Annotated in this window: 16 protein-coding genes and 2 pseudogenes; 7 read left to right on the top strand and 11 right to left on the bottom strand. The window is 67.4% G+C overall.

Features of this window, described 5'->3' with window-relative positions:
• Window positions 1-21 precede the first annotated feature (21 nt).
• The gene (locus ABN273_RS16560) at window positions 22-804 is read right to left on the bottom strand and encodes an SDR family NAD(P)-dependent oxidoreductase (RefSeq protein WP_349449725.1); all 783 of its coding nucleotides are present in this window, start codon (window positions 802-804) and stop codon (window positions 22-24) included.
• A gap of 235 nt (window positions 805-1,039) precedes the next feature.
• On the opposite strand from ABN273_RS16560, the gene ABN273_RS16555 reads away from it, so the two are divergent.
• Window positions 1,040-1,969, top strand: a complete 930-nt coding sequence (locus ABN273_RS16555) for an NADP-dependent oxidoreductase (protein WP_349449724.1) — start codon at window positions 1,040-1,042, stop codon at window positions 1,967-1,969.
• Between the two features lie 245 nt (window positions 1,970-2,214).
• On the opposite strand, the pseudogene ABN273_RS16550 reads toward ABN273_RS16555, so the two are convergent.
• Window positions 2,215-2,598: pseudogene (locus tag ABN273_RS16550) on the bottom strand (transposase); the annotation flags it as partial.
• A gap of 343 nt (window positions 2,599-2,941) precedes the next feature.
• On the opposite strand from ABN273_RS16550, the gene ABN273_RS16545 reads away from it, so the two are divergent.
• Window positions 2,942-3,580, top strand: coding sequence for a TetR/AcrR family transcriptional regulator (locus ABN273_RS16545; protein ID WP_349449722.1), 639 nt, complete (start codon window positions 2,942-2,944; stop codon window positions 3,578-3,580).
• 621 nt (window positions 3,581-4,201) lie between these two features.
• On the opposite strand, the gene ABN273_RS16540 is transcribed toward ABN273_RS16545, so the two are convergent.
• A complete protein-coding gene (locus ABN273_RS16540; RefSeq protein ID WP_349449721.1) occupies window positions 4,202-6,940 on the bottom strand; it encodes a glycoside hydrolase family 15 protein in 2,739 nt (912 codons plus the stop codon).
• Here ABN273_RS16540 and ABN273_RS16535 point away from each other — a divergent pair.
• The gene (locus ABN273_RS16535) at window positions 6,924-7,334 is read left to right on the top strand and encodes an NAD-binding protein (RefSeq protein ID WP_349449720.1); all 411 of its coding nucleotides are present in this window, start codon (window positions 6,924-6,926) and stop codon (window positions 7,332-7,334) included. The genes ABN273_RS16540 and ABN273_RS16535 overlap by 17 nt on opposite strands.
• 29 nt (window positions 7,335-7,363) lie before the next feature.
• Here the strand turns inward: ABN273_RS16535 and ABN273_RS16530 are convergent, their stop codons facing one another.
• The 3 genes from ABN273_RS16530 to ABN273_RS16520 all read right to left on the bottom strand — a co-directional run bounded on the left by ABN273_RS16530 (window position 7,364) and on the right by ABN273_RS16520 (window position 10,608).
• Window positions 7,364-7,828: a YkgB family protein gene (locus ABN273_RS16530; RefSeq protein ID WP_349449801.1), complete on the bottom strand. Its 465-nt coding sequence runs from the start codon at window positions 7,826-7,828 to the stop codon at window positions 7,364-7,366.
• A gap of 245 nt (window positions 7,829-8,073) precedes the next feature.
• A complete protein-coding gene (locus ABN273_RS16525) occupies window positions 8,074-9,456 on the bottom strand; it encodes a sensor histidine kinase (protein ID WP_349449719.1) in 1,383 nt (460 codons plus the stop codon).
• Window positions 9,457-10,356: 900 nt separating this feature from the next.
• Window positions 10,357-10,608, bottom strand: a complete 252-nt coding sequence (locus tag ABN273_RS16520) for a hypothetical protein (RefSeq protein ID WP_349449718.1) — start codon at window positions 10,606-10,608, stop codon at window positions 10,357-10,359.
• 606 nt (window positions 10,609-11,214) lie between these two features.
• Between ABN273_RS16520 and ABN273_RS16515 the strand changes: the two genes are divergently transcribed.
• The gene (locus tag ABN273_RS16515) at window positions 11,215-11,472 is read left to right on the top strand and encodes a hypothetical protein (protein WP_502911043.1); all 258 of its coding nucleotides are present in this window, start codon (window positions 11,215-11,217) and stop codon (window positions 11,470-11,472) included.
• A gap of 116 nt (window positions 11,473-11,588) precedes the next feature.
• Window positions 11,589-11,822 carry a hypothetical protein gene (locus ABN273_RS16510; RefSeq protein ID WP_349449717.1) on the top strand — a complete coding sequence of 78 codons (234 nt, stop codon included), beginning with the start codon at window positions 11,589-11,591 and terminating at the stop codon, window positions 11,820-11,822.
• A gap of 208 nt (window positions 11,823-12,030) precedes the next feature.
• Here ABN273_RS16510 and ABN273_RS16505 read toward each other — a convergent pair whose 3' ends face one another.
• Window positions 12,031-12,474, bottom strand: coding sequence for a hypothetical protein (locus ABN273_RS16505; RefSeq protein WP_349449716.1), 444 nt, complete (start codon window positions 12,472-12,474; stop codon window positions 12,031-12,033).
• A gap of 323 nt (window positions 12,475-12,797) precedes the next feature.
• On the opposite strand from ABN273_RS16505, the pseudogene ABN273_RS16500 reads away from it, so the two are divergent.
• Window positions 12,798-13,374 (top strand): annotated as a pseudogene (locus ABN273_RS16500) (ISAzo13-like element transposase-related protein); the annotation flags it as partial.
• 89 nt (window positions 13,375-13,463) lie between these two features.
• Here the strand turns inward: ABN273_RS16500 and ABN273_RS16495 are convergent.
• The 4 genes from ABN273_RS16495 to ABN273_RS16480 form a co-directional block, all read right to left on the bottom strand.
• Entirely contained in the window at window positions 13,464-14,156 is a 693-nt protein-coding gene (locus tag ABN273_RS16495) for a pentapeptide repeat-containing protein (RefSeq protein ID WP_349449715.1), read from the bottom strand.
• Window positions 14,156-14,812: a thiamine pyrophosphate-binding protein gene (locus ABN273_RS16490; protein ID WP_349449799.1), complete on the bottom strand. Its 657-nt coding sequence runs from the start codon at window positions 14,810-14,812 to the stop codon at window positions 14,156-14,158. The genes ABN273_RS16495 and ABN273_RS16490 overlap by 1 nt, the downstream gene beginning before the upstream one ends.
• 116 nt (window positions 14,813-14,928) lie before the next feature.
• Window positions 14,929-15,453, bottom strand: a complete 525-nt coding sequence (locus ABN273_RS16485) for a GNAT family N-acetyltransferase (RefSeq protein WP_349449714.1) — start codon at window positions 15,451-15,453, stop codon at window positions 14,929-14,931.
• Complete coding sequence (locus tag ABN273_RS16480) at window positions 15,450-16,067, bottom strand: MFS transporter (RefSeq protein WP_349449713.1); 618 nt, start codon at window positions 16,065-16,067, stop codon at window positions 15,450-15,452. The genes ABN273_RS16485 and ABN273_RS16480 overlap by 4 nt, the downstream gene beginning before the upstream one ends.
• Between ABN273_RS16480 and ABN273_RS16475 the strand changes: the two genes are divergently transcribed.
• Window positions 16,066-16,509: a hypothetical protein gene (locus tag ABN273_RS16475; RefSeq protein ID WP_349449712.1), complete on the top strand. Its 444-nt coding sequence runs from the start codon at window positions 16,066-16,068 to the stop codon at window positions 16,507-16,509. The genes ABN273_RS16480 and ABN273_RS16475 overlap by 2 nt on opposite strands.
• Window positions 16,510-17,437 lie beyond the last annotated feature (928 nt).

Raw genomic sequence — 17,437 nt, 5'->3', positions numbered from 1 at the left:
ACCGGATGACGTGCGCGCCACCTATGCGGTGACGGTGTCGCCGAGTTCCCAGATGGCACCGGTCCGTTCACCGTCTTCCCCGAGGAGATGACCGAGCAGGGCACTGGCTGACTCCTGCGGGGTAAGCAGTGCGCCGGAGTCGTACCTGCTGACAAAGCGGTCGTGCAGGCCTGCACCGATCCCTTGGGGATCCTGACTACGGATCCAGCCCTGCATAGCGGTGTCGACGCCCCCTGGCCGGTAGACGTTGACCGTCACACCCGTGCCGTCGAGTTCGGCGGCAACGTTACGACTGTGGACTTCGAGAGCAGCTTTCGTGGCCGCGTTGGCGTTTCCACCGATCATCGAGGCGGGGTGGCCCACGACGCTTGACGAGACGTTGACGATACGACCCCAGCTGGCCTTGACCATGCCCGGTGTGAGTGCGGCGGTCAGCGTGGCGGGAGCAATCACATTGATCTCAAAAGCCTGCCGTAGCTGCGCTGGACTGATCGTGGCGCTGGCGCCGAGGGGCTCGACAGTCGCCGCGTTGTTGATCAGAACATCGACCGGGCCACCGGACAGCAGGTCGTCGATAGCCGTGGCGCGTTGGGTGTCGTCGGTCAGATCGGCAGTCACGATGCGAACCTCAACACCCGACGCACTCGCCCTGATCACGTTGGCCGTTTCGTCCAGTTGGTCGGCAGTACGGGCGAGAAGGATGACATCGGCTCCGGCCCGGGCAAGTCCAGTCGCGATCGCTGCGCCGATACCCCGGTCAGAGCCGGTGATCAGGGCGGTCTTGCCAACAAGCTCAGCTGGCATGCGTGAGGATTCCTTTCAGTGCGATCTGTGTGAGTGCGAAGGCACGACAGATGACACCTGCGCCTACCTCATGAGCGTCGATCCGTCGCGCCGTCTTTCCGACAACTTCGCGATCGTGCTCGTTCCTCGACGCCCTCGCGCCATAACCCCTACCGATCAGCGTGGTAAGAGGCCGAGGGTTGGTGCCGCTAACGCTGGTGAACCGAAAACGCCGTGTAGGCGAGGACTGGATGCAATGGAGGGCCGGATGAAGGCGATTGTGGTGACGGACCAGGCCGCGGGAAAAGCCGGGATGACGCTGGTGGAGCGGCCCGAGCCGCAGGCAGCGCTGAGCGACGTCGTCGTTCAGGTTCATGCGTCGGGATTCGTCCCGACTGAGATGGCGTGGCCCTCGACCTGGACCGATCGCCTCGACCGTGACCGAACACCGTCGATCCCTGGGCACGAGCTGGCCGGAGTGGTCACCGCCCTCGGCTATGGAACGACGGGGCTGTCGGTGGGACAGCGGGTGTTCGGCCTCACGGACTGGACTCGCGACGGCACCCTGGCGGAGTACGTGGCCGTCGAGGCACGCAACCTCGCGCCGCTGCCGGGCGACGTCGACTTCACGGTAGGCGCCAGCCTGCCGATCTCGGGCCTGACCGCGTGGCAGGGACTGTTCGAGCACGGCCGCCTTCAGGCGGGGCAGAGCGTCCTCGTGCACGGCGCGGCCGGCGCAGTCGGGTCGATGGTGACGCAACTCGCACGAGAGGCCGGCGCCTACGTCATCGGCACCGGACGCGCCACCGACCGTCAGACGGTGCTCGACTTCGGCGCGCAGGAGTTCGTCGACCTTGAGAACGACGCGCTGGAAGACGTCGGCGAAGTCGATCTAGTGTTCGATGTCATCGGCGGCGACATCGGGAAGCGGTCCGCACGCCTGATTCGAGCCGGAGGAACACTGGTGTCCATCGTCGGGCCGCCCGAGGCGCGGCCCGCCGACGGCCTGGCGGTCGACTTCGTTGTCGAGTCCGATCGCGCCCAACTGAGTGAGATCGTCCAGCGGGTTCGGGACGGACGACTGCGGACGAACATCGGCAACGTCGCGACCCTCGACGACGCCGTCGCCGCCCTCAATCCGACCGAGCGGATCAACGGGAAGACGATCATCCGCGTTCGTCCGTGAGGACTCGAGGACGCGATCGTCGGGCAGGCGGCAGGTCGGCACAACCAGGCCGGCATTCCCCGGGCAACTGGTGGAGATCAAGCTCGTCGCCAAGATATCGCCAGCTAGTCGAGTCAGCGCGGAACGTAACGCGGCTGTTCGAAACGGTCCCGTTACGTTCCGCGCTCCATGCTCGCCCCTGGGCAGCTTGCCGGCCATGACGTCGGCGCGGACCTTGCCGACGCCGGTGGTGATCTGGTGGGCGCGACCTTGCCAAGCGTGCCGGTGTACTGCCGCTGCACTCCCGCCGAGCAGCTGCCCTGTTTGGCAAACCCGGTGTCGTCACCGACCAGGATCCCGTCGGCCTCGCCCAAGTACTCCATCAGGTAGGTGCCGATGTCGTCGCGCACGCCGTCGACGTCCCATTTCGCGGCGTTGAACAGGCGCTGCATCCCGTCTGGGGTGCCCTCGCCGGCGAACTCGGCGAGCGACCAGCCGTTCTTCCGCTCCAGCCCAGACAGCATTCCTGCCAGACACGCACGAGCACGCTGCCGAACTTCTGAGCGTCTGAATCGCCCAGCCACCAGCGCGAACGCGGCATCCAGGTCTGCCTGCAGACGAGCGGCACTGAGATGTTCTACTCTGGCCAACGCGGCCACCGCATGATCTTCAGATCCATCACGCCTGAATGATCACAGCAGTGGTCGCTCGTCTTTCACCCAGCTACACGCACGCGTAGGCATGCACCGGCGTGCGTACCTGTGCTCAAGCATGCCCAGCGTGACCCAGCCCGTTTCCGGCTCACGTCTCATGTGCGGCTGGAGGACTAGCCCTAACGGCGCCGACGGCGGTCTCCGGTTCTCGTTATCCGCCCCGCAGATTGGCCCGTCTGCCGGAGTTCACCTGCGGTCGTTCTCTGCAGAGGTTTTCCAAAAAGAACCTTGAAGTCCATAATTGGAGTTTTTAGGATTCGCTCGCACTAGGCTGGATCCCGTGGCGGATCAGGCGCGGGACAAGAACGATGCTCGGCTGACCGAGCGTGGGCGGGCCACGCGCAATCGCATCCTGAGAGCGGCCACGGACATGATGTATGTCCGCGGCGTGGCCGCAACAACCCTCGACGATGTCCGGACAGCCAGCGGAACGAGCAAGTCACAGCTGTATCGTCACTATCCCGACAAGGATGCCCTGATGCGTGATGTCGTCGCGCTGCAAGCCTCCGAGGTTCTGGAGTGGCACCAGCAATACCTCACGCGTTTGAAGTCCCTGCGGGGATTGGAGCGATGGCGGGACGCGCTGGTCGAACGCGTCGCCCTACGTGAGGGCGCGTACGGTTGCCCCCTGGGCTCGCTGGCGAGCGAGCTCGCCGACCAGGACGAGGGGATCCGCAAGACGCTCGCCCAGCACTTCGAGGAGTGGGAGGGGCTGCTCCGTGCCGGCCTGGAGAGAGCTCGAGACTCCGGCGCCCTGCGGCCGGACGCGGATCCCGCGGCGCTGGCCACCGGGATGATGGCCGCCGTGCAGGGCGGCTATCTGCTCGCTCAGACGGCCCGCGACCCGGGCCCCATGAAGATCTCCCTGGATATGGCGATCGACCATATCCGCGCCTACGCCGCCGATGAGGGCTCCTGAGCAGCCTCTCTCAGCCTGGGTAAGGTGAGGACGGCGGCGACCCGCATGGCATGTCAGAGCTCGCGGGGGTGCGCCGATAATCCTCACGTGCGGTAGATGTCGTTGTACATAAACGTCCAGTTCTCCGTACTCGGTCCGGTTCGGGTCCTCATGGACGAGACAAAGGCACGCATCGGGCAGCCGAGGCAACGCGCAGTGCTCGCTTCGCTCCTGCTGAGAGGCGGGAGCCCGGTGAGCCTGCGAACCTTGATCGACGATGTCTGGGGGACGAGGCCCGGGTGGCCGGGTACGCGTCGGCGAACTCAACGAGCGGGCGGGTGAGCAGGTCGGGCGGCAGTTCCAGAGGGATGCCGATCCGCAGCACGCGCGTACGCCGCGTGGCCCGTACTCGGCGGCCCAGGACTTGGTGAGCAGCTCCGGCGCGGCCTTGCTCGCCCCGTACAGGCCCATCCCGGCGACGCCGAACCGGCGACCATCGTGGTCCCGTTCACGATCGCGCCGTGTCCACGCTAGGCCATGCCCGGCGCCAGCGCGGCGACGAGGAAGAACGGCGCTGCGGCCGGCCTGGGTACGTCCGTGATACGGGCGCTGTCCGCCTTCCGGGATATACGGCGATCGCCTTCATCTTCGGTGCTCCCTCCGTGAGCGATGGTGACGGGCGCCCGGTCGCCACCGGCCGATGCCAGGGAGGATGGGCGACAGAGCTGCGGAGCGGGTGCGGACGGGCCGCCAGATGCGGTCGTCGGGTGAGGTGTAGGCGCAGTTCAGGAAGCGGCATGGGTAGGCCTGGTCGTGCATGAGCTTCGCGCAGGCCACGGTCCCCCACAGGCGCCGGTGCAGCAGCGCCGCGGTAACCGCGCCGAGTGTCGGTGCCACGAGGTATACCCACAGTCCCGTCCAGGTGGCGCCGACCAGCGCGGGGCCGATGCTGCGGGCGGGGTTCAGGCTGGTGCCAGACACCGGCGCCTCAGTGAACACCAGTACGGCCACGAGCGATGACGCGGCGGCCGCGGTGTACGGCATCAGGCGCGGGCGGTCGACGAAGGTGAGGATCAGCGTGAGGAGCAGGAACGTCATCACGGCCTCGGCCACCAGCGCGGTGGCCGCGCCGCCGAGCCCGGGTACAGTCGCGCCGACCCGCACGCTGGCCGCCGCGCCGTCCCACACCAGAAGCGCCGCCAGCGCGCCGATGATCGCGCCCGCCACCTGCGCTGCGGCGTACTTCAGCGCCGAACCGGACGTCATCTTGTCCAGCACCCAGAACGCGGTCGTGACCGAGGGGTTCAGGTGGCCGCCGCTGATCCGGCCAAGTGGCGAGTAGATGATCCCCGCCGCCGCGGTGGCGGTCAGGACGCCCGTCAGGAGCCTCCGCAGGTCCTCGTTCGGCACCGTATCGACGAGCGGCGAGCCGGGTGCGAAGCCTGCGACGATCGCGCTGACGACGAGCAGTAGCAGGAGCGCCGTGCCGGCGAACTCGGCGGTGATCTCACGCCATCCGGCCATCGCCGTTCCCGCCGCCCGCACCGGCCCCCCGCCGGCCCGTGCGGTTCGTTCGGCTTCGTCGATGGCCCAGGCGGTGTTGATGAGCCCGATGTGGCTGAACGCCTGCGGGAAGTTGCCGAGCAGCTCGCCGCTCCTGGGGTCGACCTCCTCCGACAGCAGACCCACGTCGTTGGTGTACGCGGCGGCTCGCTCGAATGCCTCCCTGGCCCGGCCGACCTGCCCGGACATGGCGAGCGCCTGCGCCAGCCAGAACGAGCACAGCAGGAAGGTGCCCTCCTCGCCAGCGAGGCCGTCGATGCCGTCCGCGGTGCGGTAGCGGTAGACCAGGCCGTGGTCGTCGGTGAGCCGGTCCGCGACGGCGTCGATCGTGGAAAGCACTCGCGGGTCACCCGCGGGAAGGAAGCCGACGATCGGCACCATGAGGGCACTGGCGTCCAGCTCGTCGGAGCCGAAGGCCTGCGTGAACGCCCCCACCCGGTCGTTCCAGCCCTCGCGCAGCAGGGTTTCGCGGATCTCGGCGCGGGTCCGCCGCCAGGACTCGACACGCTCCTGCGCCCGTAGGAGGCCGGCGAGGGCGATGCCGCGGTCCAGCGCCACCCAGCACATGAGCTTGGAGTACAGGAAGTGCCGCGGCTCCCCGCGTATCTCCCAGATGCCCTGGTCCTTTTCCATCCAGCGCTCGGCCGCAGTGTCGGCACAGACGAGGAGGAAGCGCCGGACGTCGTCGTCGATGTCGCCGATCTGCCGTTCGAGGCGCATGGCCGCATCGAGCAGCTCGCCGTACACGTCGATCTGCCGCTGGTTCCAAGCGTCGTTTCCGACGCGTACCGGTCGGCTGCCGTGCCAGCCGCGCAGGTGCGGCAGAATGCGCTCGCTCAGGTCGTGCTCGCCGCGGACGCTGAACATGATCTGCAGCGCGCGGTCCTTGCCCAGGGACGGGGCGGCGGTGGTGAGGAAGGCGAAGAAGTCGCTCGCCTCGTCGGGGCAGGCCGCGACCCACAGGGCGCCCATAGTCAGTGACGCGTCCCGTACCCACGTGTACCGGTAGTCCCAGTTGCGCTCGCCGCCGGCCCATTCGGGCAGCGACGTCGTGGCGGCCGCGACGATCGCGCCGCTGGGCTGGAAGGACAGCGCCTGCAGCACCCGCCCGCTGTGGTGCACCAGGTCGCGCCACGGGCCGTCGTAGGCCTGGTGGAGGCTGGACCACGACTGCCAGGCGACGATCGTGTCGTCCAGCCGGGCCGCCAGTTCCGCCTGGTCCCACACCCGCGCGGGAGTCTCCTGCAGCGTCGAGCGGTGCATCCCGAAGTGCCGTGTTTCGCCCTCTCGCACCGTGAACACGCCGTATCCGCTGCAGTCGCCGATGCCGAGGGGGACCGGCGTGGTCAGCACGAGCCACTCGGCGCCGCCGCGGGCGGTCACGCCGCCGTCGACGACGGACAGGATCGGGTAGATCAGTCCGTACTCCGGCCGGGGCCGGTACTCCACCTCCATCGGCACCTCGCCGCCGACGCCGGACACCCGTCGGGCGAGCAGGTGCGGCACACCGACACCAAGCCGGTGGCCGCCGTCGTCCGGGCCGGTGAGCAGGGCGTCGGTGAGAACGACCGTGCCGCTCCCGGTGCGGAAGGTGGTCTCCAGCACCATCGTCTGCGGTAGGTAGCGGCGCGTCGTCTCATACGGGATGGCCGGGCGGATCGCCCAGTGCCCGGCCTCGTCGTCCAGCAGGCGGGCGAAGACGGACGGCCCGTCGAACCGGGGGAAGCACAGCCACTCGGCCGACCCGTCCCGGCTGATCAGGCCGGCGGAATGGCGATCGGACACCAACGCGAGGTCGGCGATGGGTGTGGTGCTCATCAGTGCTCCCGGCTGCCATTGGCATCAAGAACTGGTCGAACTGTTCGCACTGGATCCTGGCGGTGTCGTCAATCCCGACATGGCGGTGCACATCTCTGCCGTTGGACTGTCCATCGCTCAGCACGGGCCAAGTCGCTCCGCGGACGTCGACGCGCCGGCTCGACTGATCGGCCGAACACCCCTGACATTCCGCCAGTACGTCCGCGCCGATCCCGGCGCCTTGTTTCCGACCGACCGGCCCAGCGGCACGACCCTGCCCGGACGGCTTGCGATCGTGGGCGGCGGATACCAGGGCATCGAGTTCACCTCAATCTACCGCGGGTTCGGTTCACAGGTCACCGTGTTCGAAGCCGCTCCGAGAATTCTGAGGCGTGAGGACGGCCGGGCGGCATGACGAGCACCTCCCTCATGGCTGGGTCCGTCCTACGAGCCCGCGCCACCGGCGGCTTGCAGGGCGTCCGCGGCCGTCAGCAAGGAGGCTCCGAGGAGCACGACGTCCTTCACCAGGAACTGCCCCGCGAGGGACAGCTTCGGTTCCCCGCGGGTCTCTTGCCACGCCTCGGGCGTCGTAGCCAGGAAGCTGAGGGTGGTGGCGAACATGCCGACGGCGGCGAGGCTGCCGAGGGCTGACGCTCTCGGCGCGATCGGTTTTGCTCCGATCAGCGAGCCCAGAACGATTTCAGTGACGCCGATCAACCTAGCGACCTTCTTCTCCCCCAATCTGGCGATAAGCCACGAGAGCGGGGGGCTTGAGGTTACGAGGGGACGAATATTTTCTACCTCGTAGTCTTCAAATTTTATTCGCCCGATCTCCAGAAGATTGATCACAAGTCCATACCGGACGGTCGAAATCCCCACACTACGCACTATTTTTCCGATGCGGTGCATTTCCATGAAATCCTCGCCCCACGCGTCGGTTATATCGCCCAGTCTAGGACTCGAAACATCAACCAACGCTGAGCATCAGGTCATGCTTCACCATCGGTGTCGAGGCCACCGCCGATCACCGCTACGCGGTCGGCGACGACCACACGGCCGGGCCGTGTCCGTGCGGCTGGTCCGGGACGTGACCACGGCCAGCCCGCACGTTGACCGACCGACCCACCACCGCGCGGGCCGCGTGCTGGACCTCGTCAGGCGCCTGCACCCGATGTGGCCGTTGCGGGACCTCCGCTGACGAGCGGCAGCCACAGCACGAACCTGGCCCCGCGTGGGGAGTCCTCGACCGTGAGGGTGCCGTGGTGGGTGTGCGCAATGTCGCGGGAGATGGCCAGGCCGAGCCCGCTTCCGCCGGGGTCGCGGCGGCGGCCGTCGTCGAGGCGAACGAACCGTTCGAAGACGCGTTCGCGGTGGGTCGGCGGGATGCCGGGCCCGTCGTCGGTCACCGTGACCGCGACCCCGTCGTCGGCCGGCTCGACGCTGACCTCCACAGCGGACTCGGCGTGCCGCAGAGCGTTGGCCAGGAGGTTGTCCAGCACGCGGATCAGCTGCATGCGCGAGCCGCGGATCTCCGGCCCGCCGAGCGCGTGGACGTTGATCGGCACGGACGAGGACTGCGCGCTCACCTCGGCGGCGACGAGCTCGCCGAGATCGATCTTCTCCGGGGGGAGCGGATCGGTGGCCCGGAGACGGGCGAGCAGCAGCAGGTCGTTGACGATCGCTTCCAGCCGGCCGGCGGTGGCGAGCGAGCTGCGGAGCGCGTCCTGGGCGTCGACGTCGTCCGGGTAGAGCAGCGCCTCCTCCAGGTGTGCGCGCAGGGCGGCGATCGGGGTGCGCAGCTCGTGGCTGGTGGTGGAGGCGAACTGGCGTAGCTGCTCCACCGCGGCCTCCAGCTGGCTGAGCGTCTGGTTGGCGGTGGTGGCGAGCCGGCTGATCTCGTCGCTGCCCTGCGGTTCGGGGACGCGCAGGCTGAGGTCGCTCACCGTGATCTGCGAGATCTGGGTCCTGATCGCCTCGACGGGACGAAGCGCGCGCCCCACCAGCAGCCATGCGGTCCAGGCGGCGATGCCGGTGACCAGGACGATCCCGGCCGTGAGGGCGTACTCGAGCTGATGGGTGGCCAGCAGGTCCGGCTCTGGAAGGCCGGCGTAGACGACGCCCGCGTCCGGTGCCGGGGTCAGGCGGATGGCGTGCAGCAGGATGCACCGGTCGTTCGGCGGGCACTCGCGGTAGGGCTGGACACGGGCGTCGGGCGGCGGCCGGAGCCGGCTCAGCGGCACAGTCGCAGAAGCCGCCCGGCTGGAGTTCACGACCCGGTGATAGACGTCCACGACCTGGATGAGGTCGACCGGCGGGTCGGCGGGTATCGATCGTGGCACGATGCCGCCGCGGGCGACCGGGCTCCACTGGCTGGCCACCCGCTCGGCCTGGCGGAAGGCGCCGGACTGGATCCAGGAGCGGATGGCCAGGTCCAGCGTCGCGCCGAGCACCACCAGGATGCTCATCGCGAACAGCGCCACGATGAGGGTGCACCGAGCGCGGACGGAGCGCGGGCGTGGGCGTGGAAGGAGTGGCATGTCACCTCCGTAGGTCAGAAGCCGTCGAACCGATGCAGGACCGGGGCCTGCGATAGCACGTCAGTCATGTGCCTTCACCAGCTGCTCGGCCACGGTGTCGAGCGGTTCCCGCCAGGACTTCGCGAATCGGTCTGAAGCCGCCGTCGTAGTCGTCGGTGTCCGCGTCGTCGCTCGTGACAGTGTCCGCTCCTTTGATGGCGGTGGTCCAGTGGATGGTGTGTCGCGGGCGGAGTCTTGGTGGCCGATACAGGACTATATAGTCCCGTTTCTCGCCTGCAAAATCCTAGGACTGTCGATCTGACCAACCCGTGACACCGGGCCGGAACGGTCACCGTGTCCGCGAAATGACACTGTCTCCAGCGCGACCTCGCGGCCTGCCCCTGTCGGACCCGCCCTTCCCTTCCCGGTCGCGACACCGCTGCGGCCTGCTCTTCAGGCTCTGACGCGACACCCAACCCAACCCCCGCCTGGGCGAATCTGGCCGCCGTCGGCATGGAGCACTTGGTCAGATGGGCGACCCATCGCGACCCGACGGCCCCGTGCGACCGGGATGGCCCGAAGGAGTCGGGATGACACACAGAGCCGGCTTGGAATTTCGGGACAATATAGTCCAATTTTCCTACACACGACAGGGCCGTTGCGGAAAAGGACCAGTACGTCGAAGCTGTCGGCGTAGGTGAGCGGTGGCTCGTCGGGGACGTGTGCGGGGATCATGTGGATCGCTCTGGCACGGTTGGATCGCTTCCGGCGCCGGGTATGGGGTTGCCGGCCGGTTCCCAGTGGGAGCCATTCGGTTGGCCTCGGGCGCGGGTGTTGGGCTCAAGAGCTCGAGTACTTCAAGCGCAGAGCCCTTCGTCCGGTGGGAGGAAGGGCTCTGGGGCGCCGAATGGCTGGTCCGGGTCACCTGGGATCAGGTTTCGTGATCTTGTCGATGGTGTACGCCGTCACCCGGCGTCTGTTGTCTGAGGTGCCCACCTCCAGCTCATGATGAACGCCGGTAGCGCCGCCCTCGCCGCGCTGGCCGACCCGCCCGACATCGAACCGGCCCTTCTGGAGGCCACCGAAACCTGCCTGCCGTCCGGTCGGCACATCGACCTCGACCTTCGGGATAGCCGCCCTGTCCACCCGGCTGACCGCCCACCGCCTGGCCACCACCCAAGACCCGGCGCGACGAGCCGCGCTCCATCTCACCCATGCGAACCGCCTGCGCAACGTCGGCCAGCACCAGAACGCCCTAAGGCCTCCCAGCAGGCCGTCGACCTGTACGGCGAGCTGACCCGACTCAACCTGAGTTTCCCCCCGTACTCCGGACACTTGACCTGAGGTCATCCCCGATCGAGTGCGAGCCCTGGCTGGCGCGTCTGTCGTCGCACACCGTGGGGGTGGAGGTCGGACAGATGGCAAAGACTCGTGTGCAGGTCAGCAGGCGATGCGGCTGTGTAGATTCGGAAACGGGACGTCAGCAAGGCGTGACATGTCCGCGTCTGCCAGTAGATGACGATCACGGCAGCTGGTATTTCGCAGTGCAGGTACGCAGCCTGGACAGGCCGCGGCAGCAAGTCCGCCAGAGCGGTTACGCCGACCCCGAGGAAGCGCAAGCCGGCAGGCCGAGCTTTGGCCACTGCCGACCGCGACGGTGCAGGGGCCGGATGCACGCTCGGGCAATGGCTGGCACGCTGACTGGCCACCAAGGACGCCCTGCGGCCATCGACCCGGCAAGGCTACGCCACACACATCCGCCTCCACCTCATCCCACAGTTGGGACGGATCCTGCTCCACCAGCTCACCTCCCGCGACGTCAACGGACTGCTCGCGACGCTCGCGTCCCGCCCCTCGCCGACCGGCCGCCAACTGTCGCCCGCGACCGTGGTACGGATCCACACCACCTTGCGGACCGCAATGAACGCCGCGGTCCGCGGCCGGCTGATCACGGTCAACCCGGCCAACAGCGCCGAACTGCCCCATCCCCGGCGGCCGCATCCGGTCGTCTGGACCACCGGGCGGACGGCCCGCTGAACTGGCATGCCGTGAACGCGACCGCCAGGAGCAAGCGGCAGCACAGCAGTGGTGGAGCGGGGTGTCCGCAGCTCAGCTCACCGAGCTTCCGGACCATGTCGCGCTGCTGGCTCTGAGTGAGCACCGACAACTCCACCGCCCTGCTCGGCTACATCGAGGACCAGGCCCTGTTGGAGCGCGAGCCGTCCGAGAGGCCGAGTGGTGGGCGACCGGCCAGCGCCCGGCGTACGGCCTGGCTGTTCCGCGACCATCGGTTCAGCGAGGACGAGCGCGCCGCGGTGGCGCGTAATGTGGCACGCGTCCGGGCGCAGCCGATTGACTGGAAGCGGCCATCGAGTCAGGGGACGTGAGCCTTGATGAGAGCCTGGCCCGACTGCTGCGCGGCGAGTAGATCGTGCCCTCCAGGGGCTTGGCGGCCAACGTTTGCGGGGAGCAGGTGCGACGAGGCTTGGGCGGACTAGCTAATGGCACGGCGATCATGTGCCGGACCTCTGCCTTCGTCCCGTACCGCGCATGTTGGTGAGTTCAGCCAGACAGGACCGACGGTTTACCTTGGGGTCACCACCAGCCTGTCTTGCCCACCCTCCAGTCGTTGCCGTTGCTAAACGTCACGATTGCACGGAACTTGACCTTGGACGATGCACTCTCCGGGTAGGCGCCCGACCATGCTGGGCCGCCGTTGGACTCGCTCACTCCCCGCCTGCACTTCACCTCGCCGGTTTTCCCGCCGTCGAAGGACACGAACAGGGCAGGAGTGTCGCCCTTGCGGGTGTGACCGCTCCACCGTGCCCAGCCGTACCACTTGCCGTTGATCTTGCCCCGGCGCACCTCCAGTTTGAGCGGCTTGATGGTCGTGCCGAACAGGATGGATACCGCCGTGGACGAATTGGTAGCGCGCTGAGGGTCGGCGCAGGCCGCGGCCGCGGCTTCGGCCGGCGATGCGACCCAGGCCACGCTGCACACGGCGGCACCGAGCGCGCTACAGAGGATCCTTTTCACCATTTCGATCTCCCCTCGTAGTGGTCCCCTCAGCAGGTCTACCAAGGACCGATATGATGCTGCTTGCCTCGTTGGTGCATGAGCGGTTCCCCTTTGATCGCGAGATGATCTCCTTCGCGGGGAGTGCAGTGACAGTTCACAGGTCTGGGACGCGTCGTGTCAGCATGTTTCGGCTGGGAGGAAATCACCGAGGTCACGGCCGTGCGCGTGATTAATTCGGGCGGCTGGGCGATTAATTCGGGCGGCTCGGCGCTGCGCTGATGACCGTGGTCGACGTCATCGCCCTCGCCTCCGACGCCACCTCCATGTAAGACCGCCCGATACGAGGGCGCCGTCCGCTGGCCGAGGGCCGGATGCCTCGCTCCGGAGCGGGCCGCAAGCACGCCGAACAGGTCGACCCCCGGGCTGCCCACGGCGCTGGATGCGCTGGTGAAGCCGGCCACTCGGGGCGATCCGGAGTCGCCGCTGCGCTGGACGGCGTCGTCGTTGAACACGCTCGCCACCGAGTTGACCCGCCAGCGGCATCCGGCCAGCGACGACACCGTACGGCGACTGCTGATCGAGGCGAGGAACTCGTTGCAGGGCAACGCCGAGGTGCAGGAGGGCAACCAGCACCCGGACCGCAATGCCCAGTTCGGGTACATCCACTCCCAGGTGACCGCCCACATGGCCGAGGGTGACGACTTCGTCGACAAGCAGCTGGGCAAGGCGACCCCGTACGGGGTCTACGACCTGGCCGCCGACTCCGGATGGATCAGTGTCGGCACCGACGCCGACACCGCCCAGTTCGCCGTCAACACTCTGCGGACATGGTGGATCAAGGTTGGCAAGCCTGACTACCCGCAGGCTACCTGGCTCCTGATCATCGCGGACTCTGGCGGCTCCAACGGCAGCCGGCTGCGAACTCCAGCTGGCCATCCCGCGCGCATCACCGCCGTACTCACTGATCAACCCGAGTGGCGGCTTGCCGTAGCTATAGGAGTTCCGGGCCGTCAAGGAAGGTCCGCAGCATCGCCCTCAGGTTCGCTGTCGTCGTCAACCGGTTGGGAGTTGACTTGCAGCACATGCTGTGGCGGCAGACGTAGCCCGGGCGCCCGGTCGGGAAGCCAGGTAGGGGGCTCGGACCAGTCGGCAACGTCGGTGAAGTCGACCTCACCGCCGGAGAACGCCGCGTCCTCGAACCAGACCAGGCCGCCGGAGAACAGTGCACCCCGGAAGGAGATCTTGCCTCCGGAGAAGTCCGCGCGGTGGAACGAGACCTGGCCGCTGGAGAAGGCTGCGTCGTCGAACGCGACGTGGCCGCCGGAGAACTTCGCGTCGACGAACACGACCAGGCCGGAAAACTTCGTGCCGTCGAACGTGACCTTGCCGTCGGAGAACTGCGCGTCGTCGAACCGGATCCGGCAATTGGAGAACTCTGCGCCGTTGAAGCCGACCAGGCCGCCAGAGAACACCGCGTTGAAGAACGTGACCTGGCCACTGGAGAACACCGCGTTGGTGAACGAAACCTCACCACTGGAAAGCTGCTCGCGGATCCCGATGTTGATGACCCTCTCCGGATGCCGGGCCCTGGCCTGGCTGAACATCTCGGCGCTCAGGTCGGCGGTGAGCACCGCCAAGTTGCCGACCGTGTCCAGCAGCTCGCTGGTCACGTCGACAAAGCGCTGGCGCATCATTCCGGCCATCAGGAACGGGCCTCCCTGCTGCCGGCAGCGCAAACGTCCGCAACGACGAGTCTGGGCTGCCCGCCGTGCTGTTCGCGGTAAGCATCCTCCAGTGCTTGGTGATCGCGGCCGTCCACCCGCGCGCAGGACCATCCTTCGATCCGGAACCGCTCTTCCAGGCCACCGGGCCAGCCCTGGGTCGCCGAGTGATTGTCGATAAGGACGACGTGCAGCGCGTCGAGCCGGACCCGCCCCGCGTACGCGATGGCCTCCGCGTTGGATCCCTCATCAAGCTCCCCGTCGCCCATGAGCACCCAGACGCGGCCCGGCCGTCCGAGTGCCCGCAGGCCGAGCGCGGAGCCCACGGCGAGCGGGAGGCCGTGTCCCAGCGATCCGCTGGATATGTCGATGCCGGGGACCTTGATCCGGTCCGGGTGATGGCCGAGCATCGAGTGGAAGGTGCCGAACTGGTAGAGCTCGGCGGGGTCGATGAAACCCTTGATGGCCAGGACCGCGTAATAGGCCATCGGCCCGTGGCCCTTGGACAGGTAAAAGCGGTCCCTCTCGTCTCCCCCGTCAGGGGAGAAGCGGAGGATCTGGTCGTAGAGCACCCAAAGGGCGTCCGCGGTCGACTCGGCGGCATCGGCATGCTTGGCGTCGCCTCGGACGATAGCCATCAGCTCGCGGACATGCGCGATGCCATCCTTGGCGCGTTCCGCGGCCCCGGTCACCACTGCGGCACCTTCCCTCCTGTCTTCATCTGGATCAGCCGGAGCCGACCTGCCGCCAGTCATCACTCGTCCGGGTTGATCAGGTGGAACATGATGAAGTCCTGCCATCGTCCGGCGATCTGAAGGTAGGTCGGGGCGATGGCGAACGCCTGGAACCCGTTGCGGGCGAGCACGCGCTGGGAGGCCGTGTTGTGCAGCAGGGTCTCCGCCTGCAGCCGGTGCAGGCGAAGCTGCTTGAACGCGATCTCAATGACGTCGGCCAGAGCGGCACTCGCGAAGCCCCGGCCATTGTGCGACTGGCTCACCCAGTAGCCGACGCCCGCCGACTGGAAGGCGCCCCGGGTAATGCCATTGATGTTGATGCGCCCGATGAGCCGGCCGTCCTCGTCAACGATGGCGAGCGGCACCATGGCCTCACGCGAATGGGCTTCAAGGGCGCGCTCCAGGTCGGCCCGCTGCGCCTGCACGGTGAAGAAATCGTCGGTGCGCAGCGGCTCCCAGGGGGCGAGGAACTCGCGGTTCGCGGCGAGCACGGCCGCCATTTCCTCGGCGTCATCAACTGACAAGAGCCTGGTAACGGTCATCATGCACTCCTTAGCTTCGCCTGAGCGGCTTCCGTCATGTCCTCGATCGCGATGTCGCGTCCCCGGTCGGCCTTGGCCGCAGCCCAGGGCGTCAGCATGGCCGCGGCGACCGCGGCGACCGCGATGCCGATCCAGCCGACCACTCCGGCCCAGGTGACGATGCCCACCACGATGGCAGGGCCGAACACATTCTGCGTCACAACGTGCAGGTTGAACGTGCCGAAGTATTCGGCCTGCGCGGTCGGAGGAGCGAGGCCCTGGGCCAACCCCCAGGCCCCGGCGCTCTGCTGAATCTCCGCCATCGTGAACAGGACGACCGACGCGCAGAAGACAAAGGTTGCGAGGTCCCGGCCGACAAAGGTGGCCGTGATGACCACAAGGGTGCCGGCCATGACCCAGAATCCCGAGCGGCGGGCAAGGCGGGCCGCGCCGGAGACGGTGTCGGCCCCCTTGCTGGCGGCGACCTGGAACAACACGACGATGGCGGTGTTCAGGACGAGCAGCAGTGGCACGACCTCATGTGGCACGCTGGTGCGCGTCACAATCCACAGCGGCAGCGCGACCAGGATGATGGAGGAGTGCACCGCCAGTGGTATGGACAGTGCGACCACCCGCATGAACCGCATGTCCCTGACAGCGCCAAAGGTCCGAGTCTTTCCCCTGGGGCTGGGTGGGATCCTGGGCAGCCAGAGCGTAATGGCCCCGGAGAGCAGCGAGGTGGCCGGTCGCATAATCGGTGCTCGCCGCCGGCGCTTCGATCCACTGCCGGCGCTACCGGTCGCGGAGGTTCTCGAAGGAAGGCAGCGCGAGACCTTCCACGTTCATCCGGAGGGAATCCTCCATTGGACATCCGACTCGACAGGCGCCCTCATCACCACTGCCGACACTCTGGTGCCGGTGCCGCCGGAATACGTGGGGCGCTGCGAGAAGCTTCTGGCCGGGGCCTGGACGCCGATTCGTCGTGATGATCTGGCGGACATCGACCAGGAATTACTTGACCAGCTCATGGCGGCACGACTCCTGTGCACCGCATCCCATGAGGCCCGTCCAACTCCGTAAGGATCGGGAAGTGAGCAGGTGTTGGGCGTCATTCGTGCTGGCCACTGAGCGGCTTGCTGGTCGCCCCGGGCGTTCGGGAACGACTCCAAAGATTCGGGACCTGAGCATCCGCCTGGCGCGGGAGAATCCGGCGTAGGACCATCGACGGGTGCACGGCGAGGTGGTGCCAGAGGGACGGCACCGTGGTCGCCGACGCCGACCTCGACGTGCTGATCGACATGATGGCCGGAGCAGTGATCTGGCACGTCCTCCAGCCGAACCCGCCGTGAAGGATGTCAATACTCCGTTCACGGTTGCGAGCTGCGGGTCTGTTCAGGCTTCCTGGCCGAATACGAGCGCATCCGTGGCGAACTGCGGTATCTGGGCCACCAGGTGAGCGGCTCGATAATCAACCGCGTCCTGAAACGAGCACGCCTGAGTCCGGCGCCGCCGCGTCCACCCCGCACGTGCGCCAAGCGATCGGCGTGACCGCCCGGCACACCGGCCTGCTGCTACACGCCGTCAAGCGCGCCGCCCTCAGGCCACCCTCACCGACCAGCTCCGCCAATCGAAACCGTCACCTTGAACGGGCAACGCCAATACATCCTGGCCGTCATCGAGCCCGTGCTTGCCGATAATTACATCCGCCCACGTCATGGCCATGTGAGGGCTTCGCGTGGCGTGCACGAGCTCTGGCCGCCAAAAGAGGCAATCGCGTGCGGCATGATGATCAGCCGTGCTCCTTCGCCTGGCCTATCTCACCGTCACGAACACCTTCGCCGCACTGCGACTATTGCCCATGGGCGATCGAGACAAGGACATCGAGATTCTCGTTCTGCCCACCAGGTCACCGTCCCCGAACGGCAGCTCGGCACCGAAACCAGAGCGAGATTCGCACCGGAGGACTGGGCCTTTCTCGCCGTCCTCCTCGCTTCGTTGCCGCGCGAGG

Origin of the sequence: Nonomuraea sp. B19D2 (genome assembly GCF_040137845.1) — a bacterium.
Lineage (GTDB): Bacteria > Actinomycetota > Actinomycetes > Streptosporangiales > Streptosporangiaceae > Nonomuraea.
This window is presented reverse-complemented; position numbering and strand designations above follow the sequence as displayed.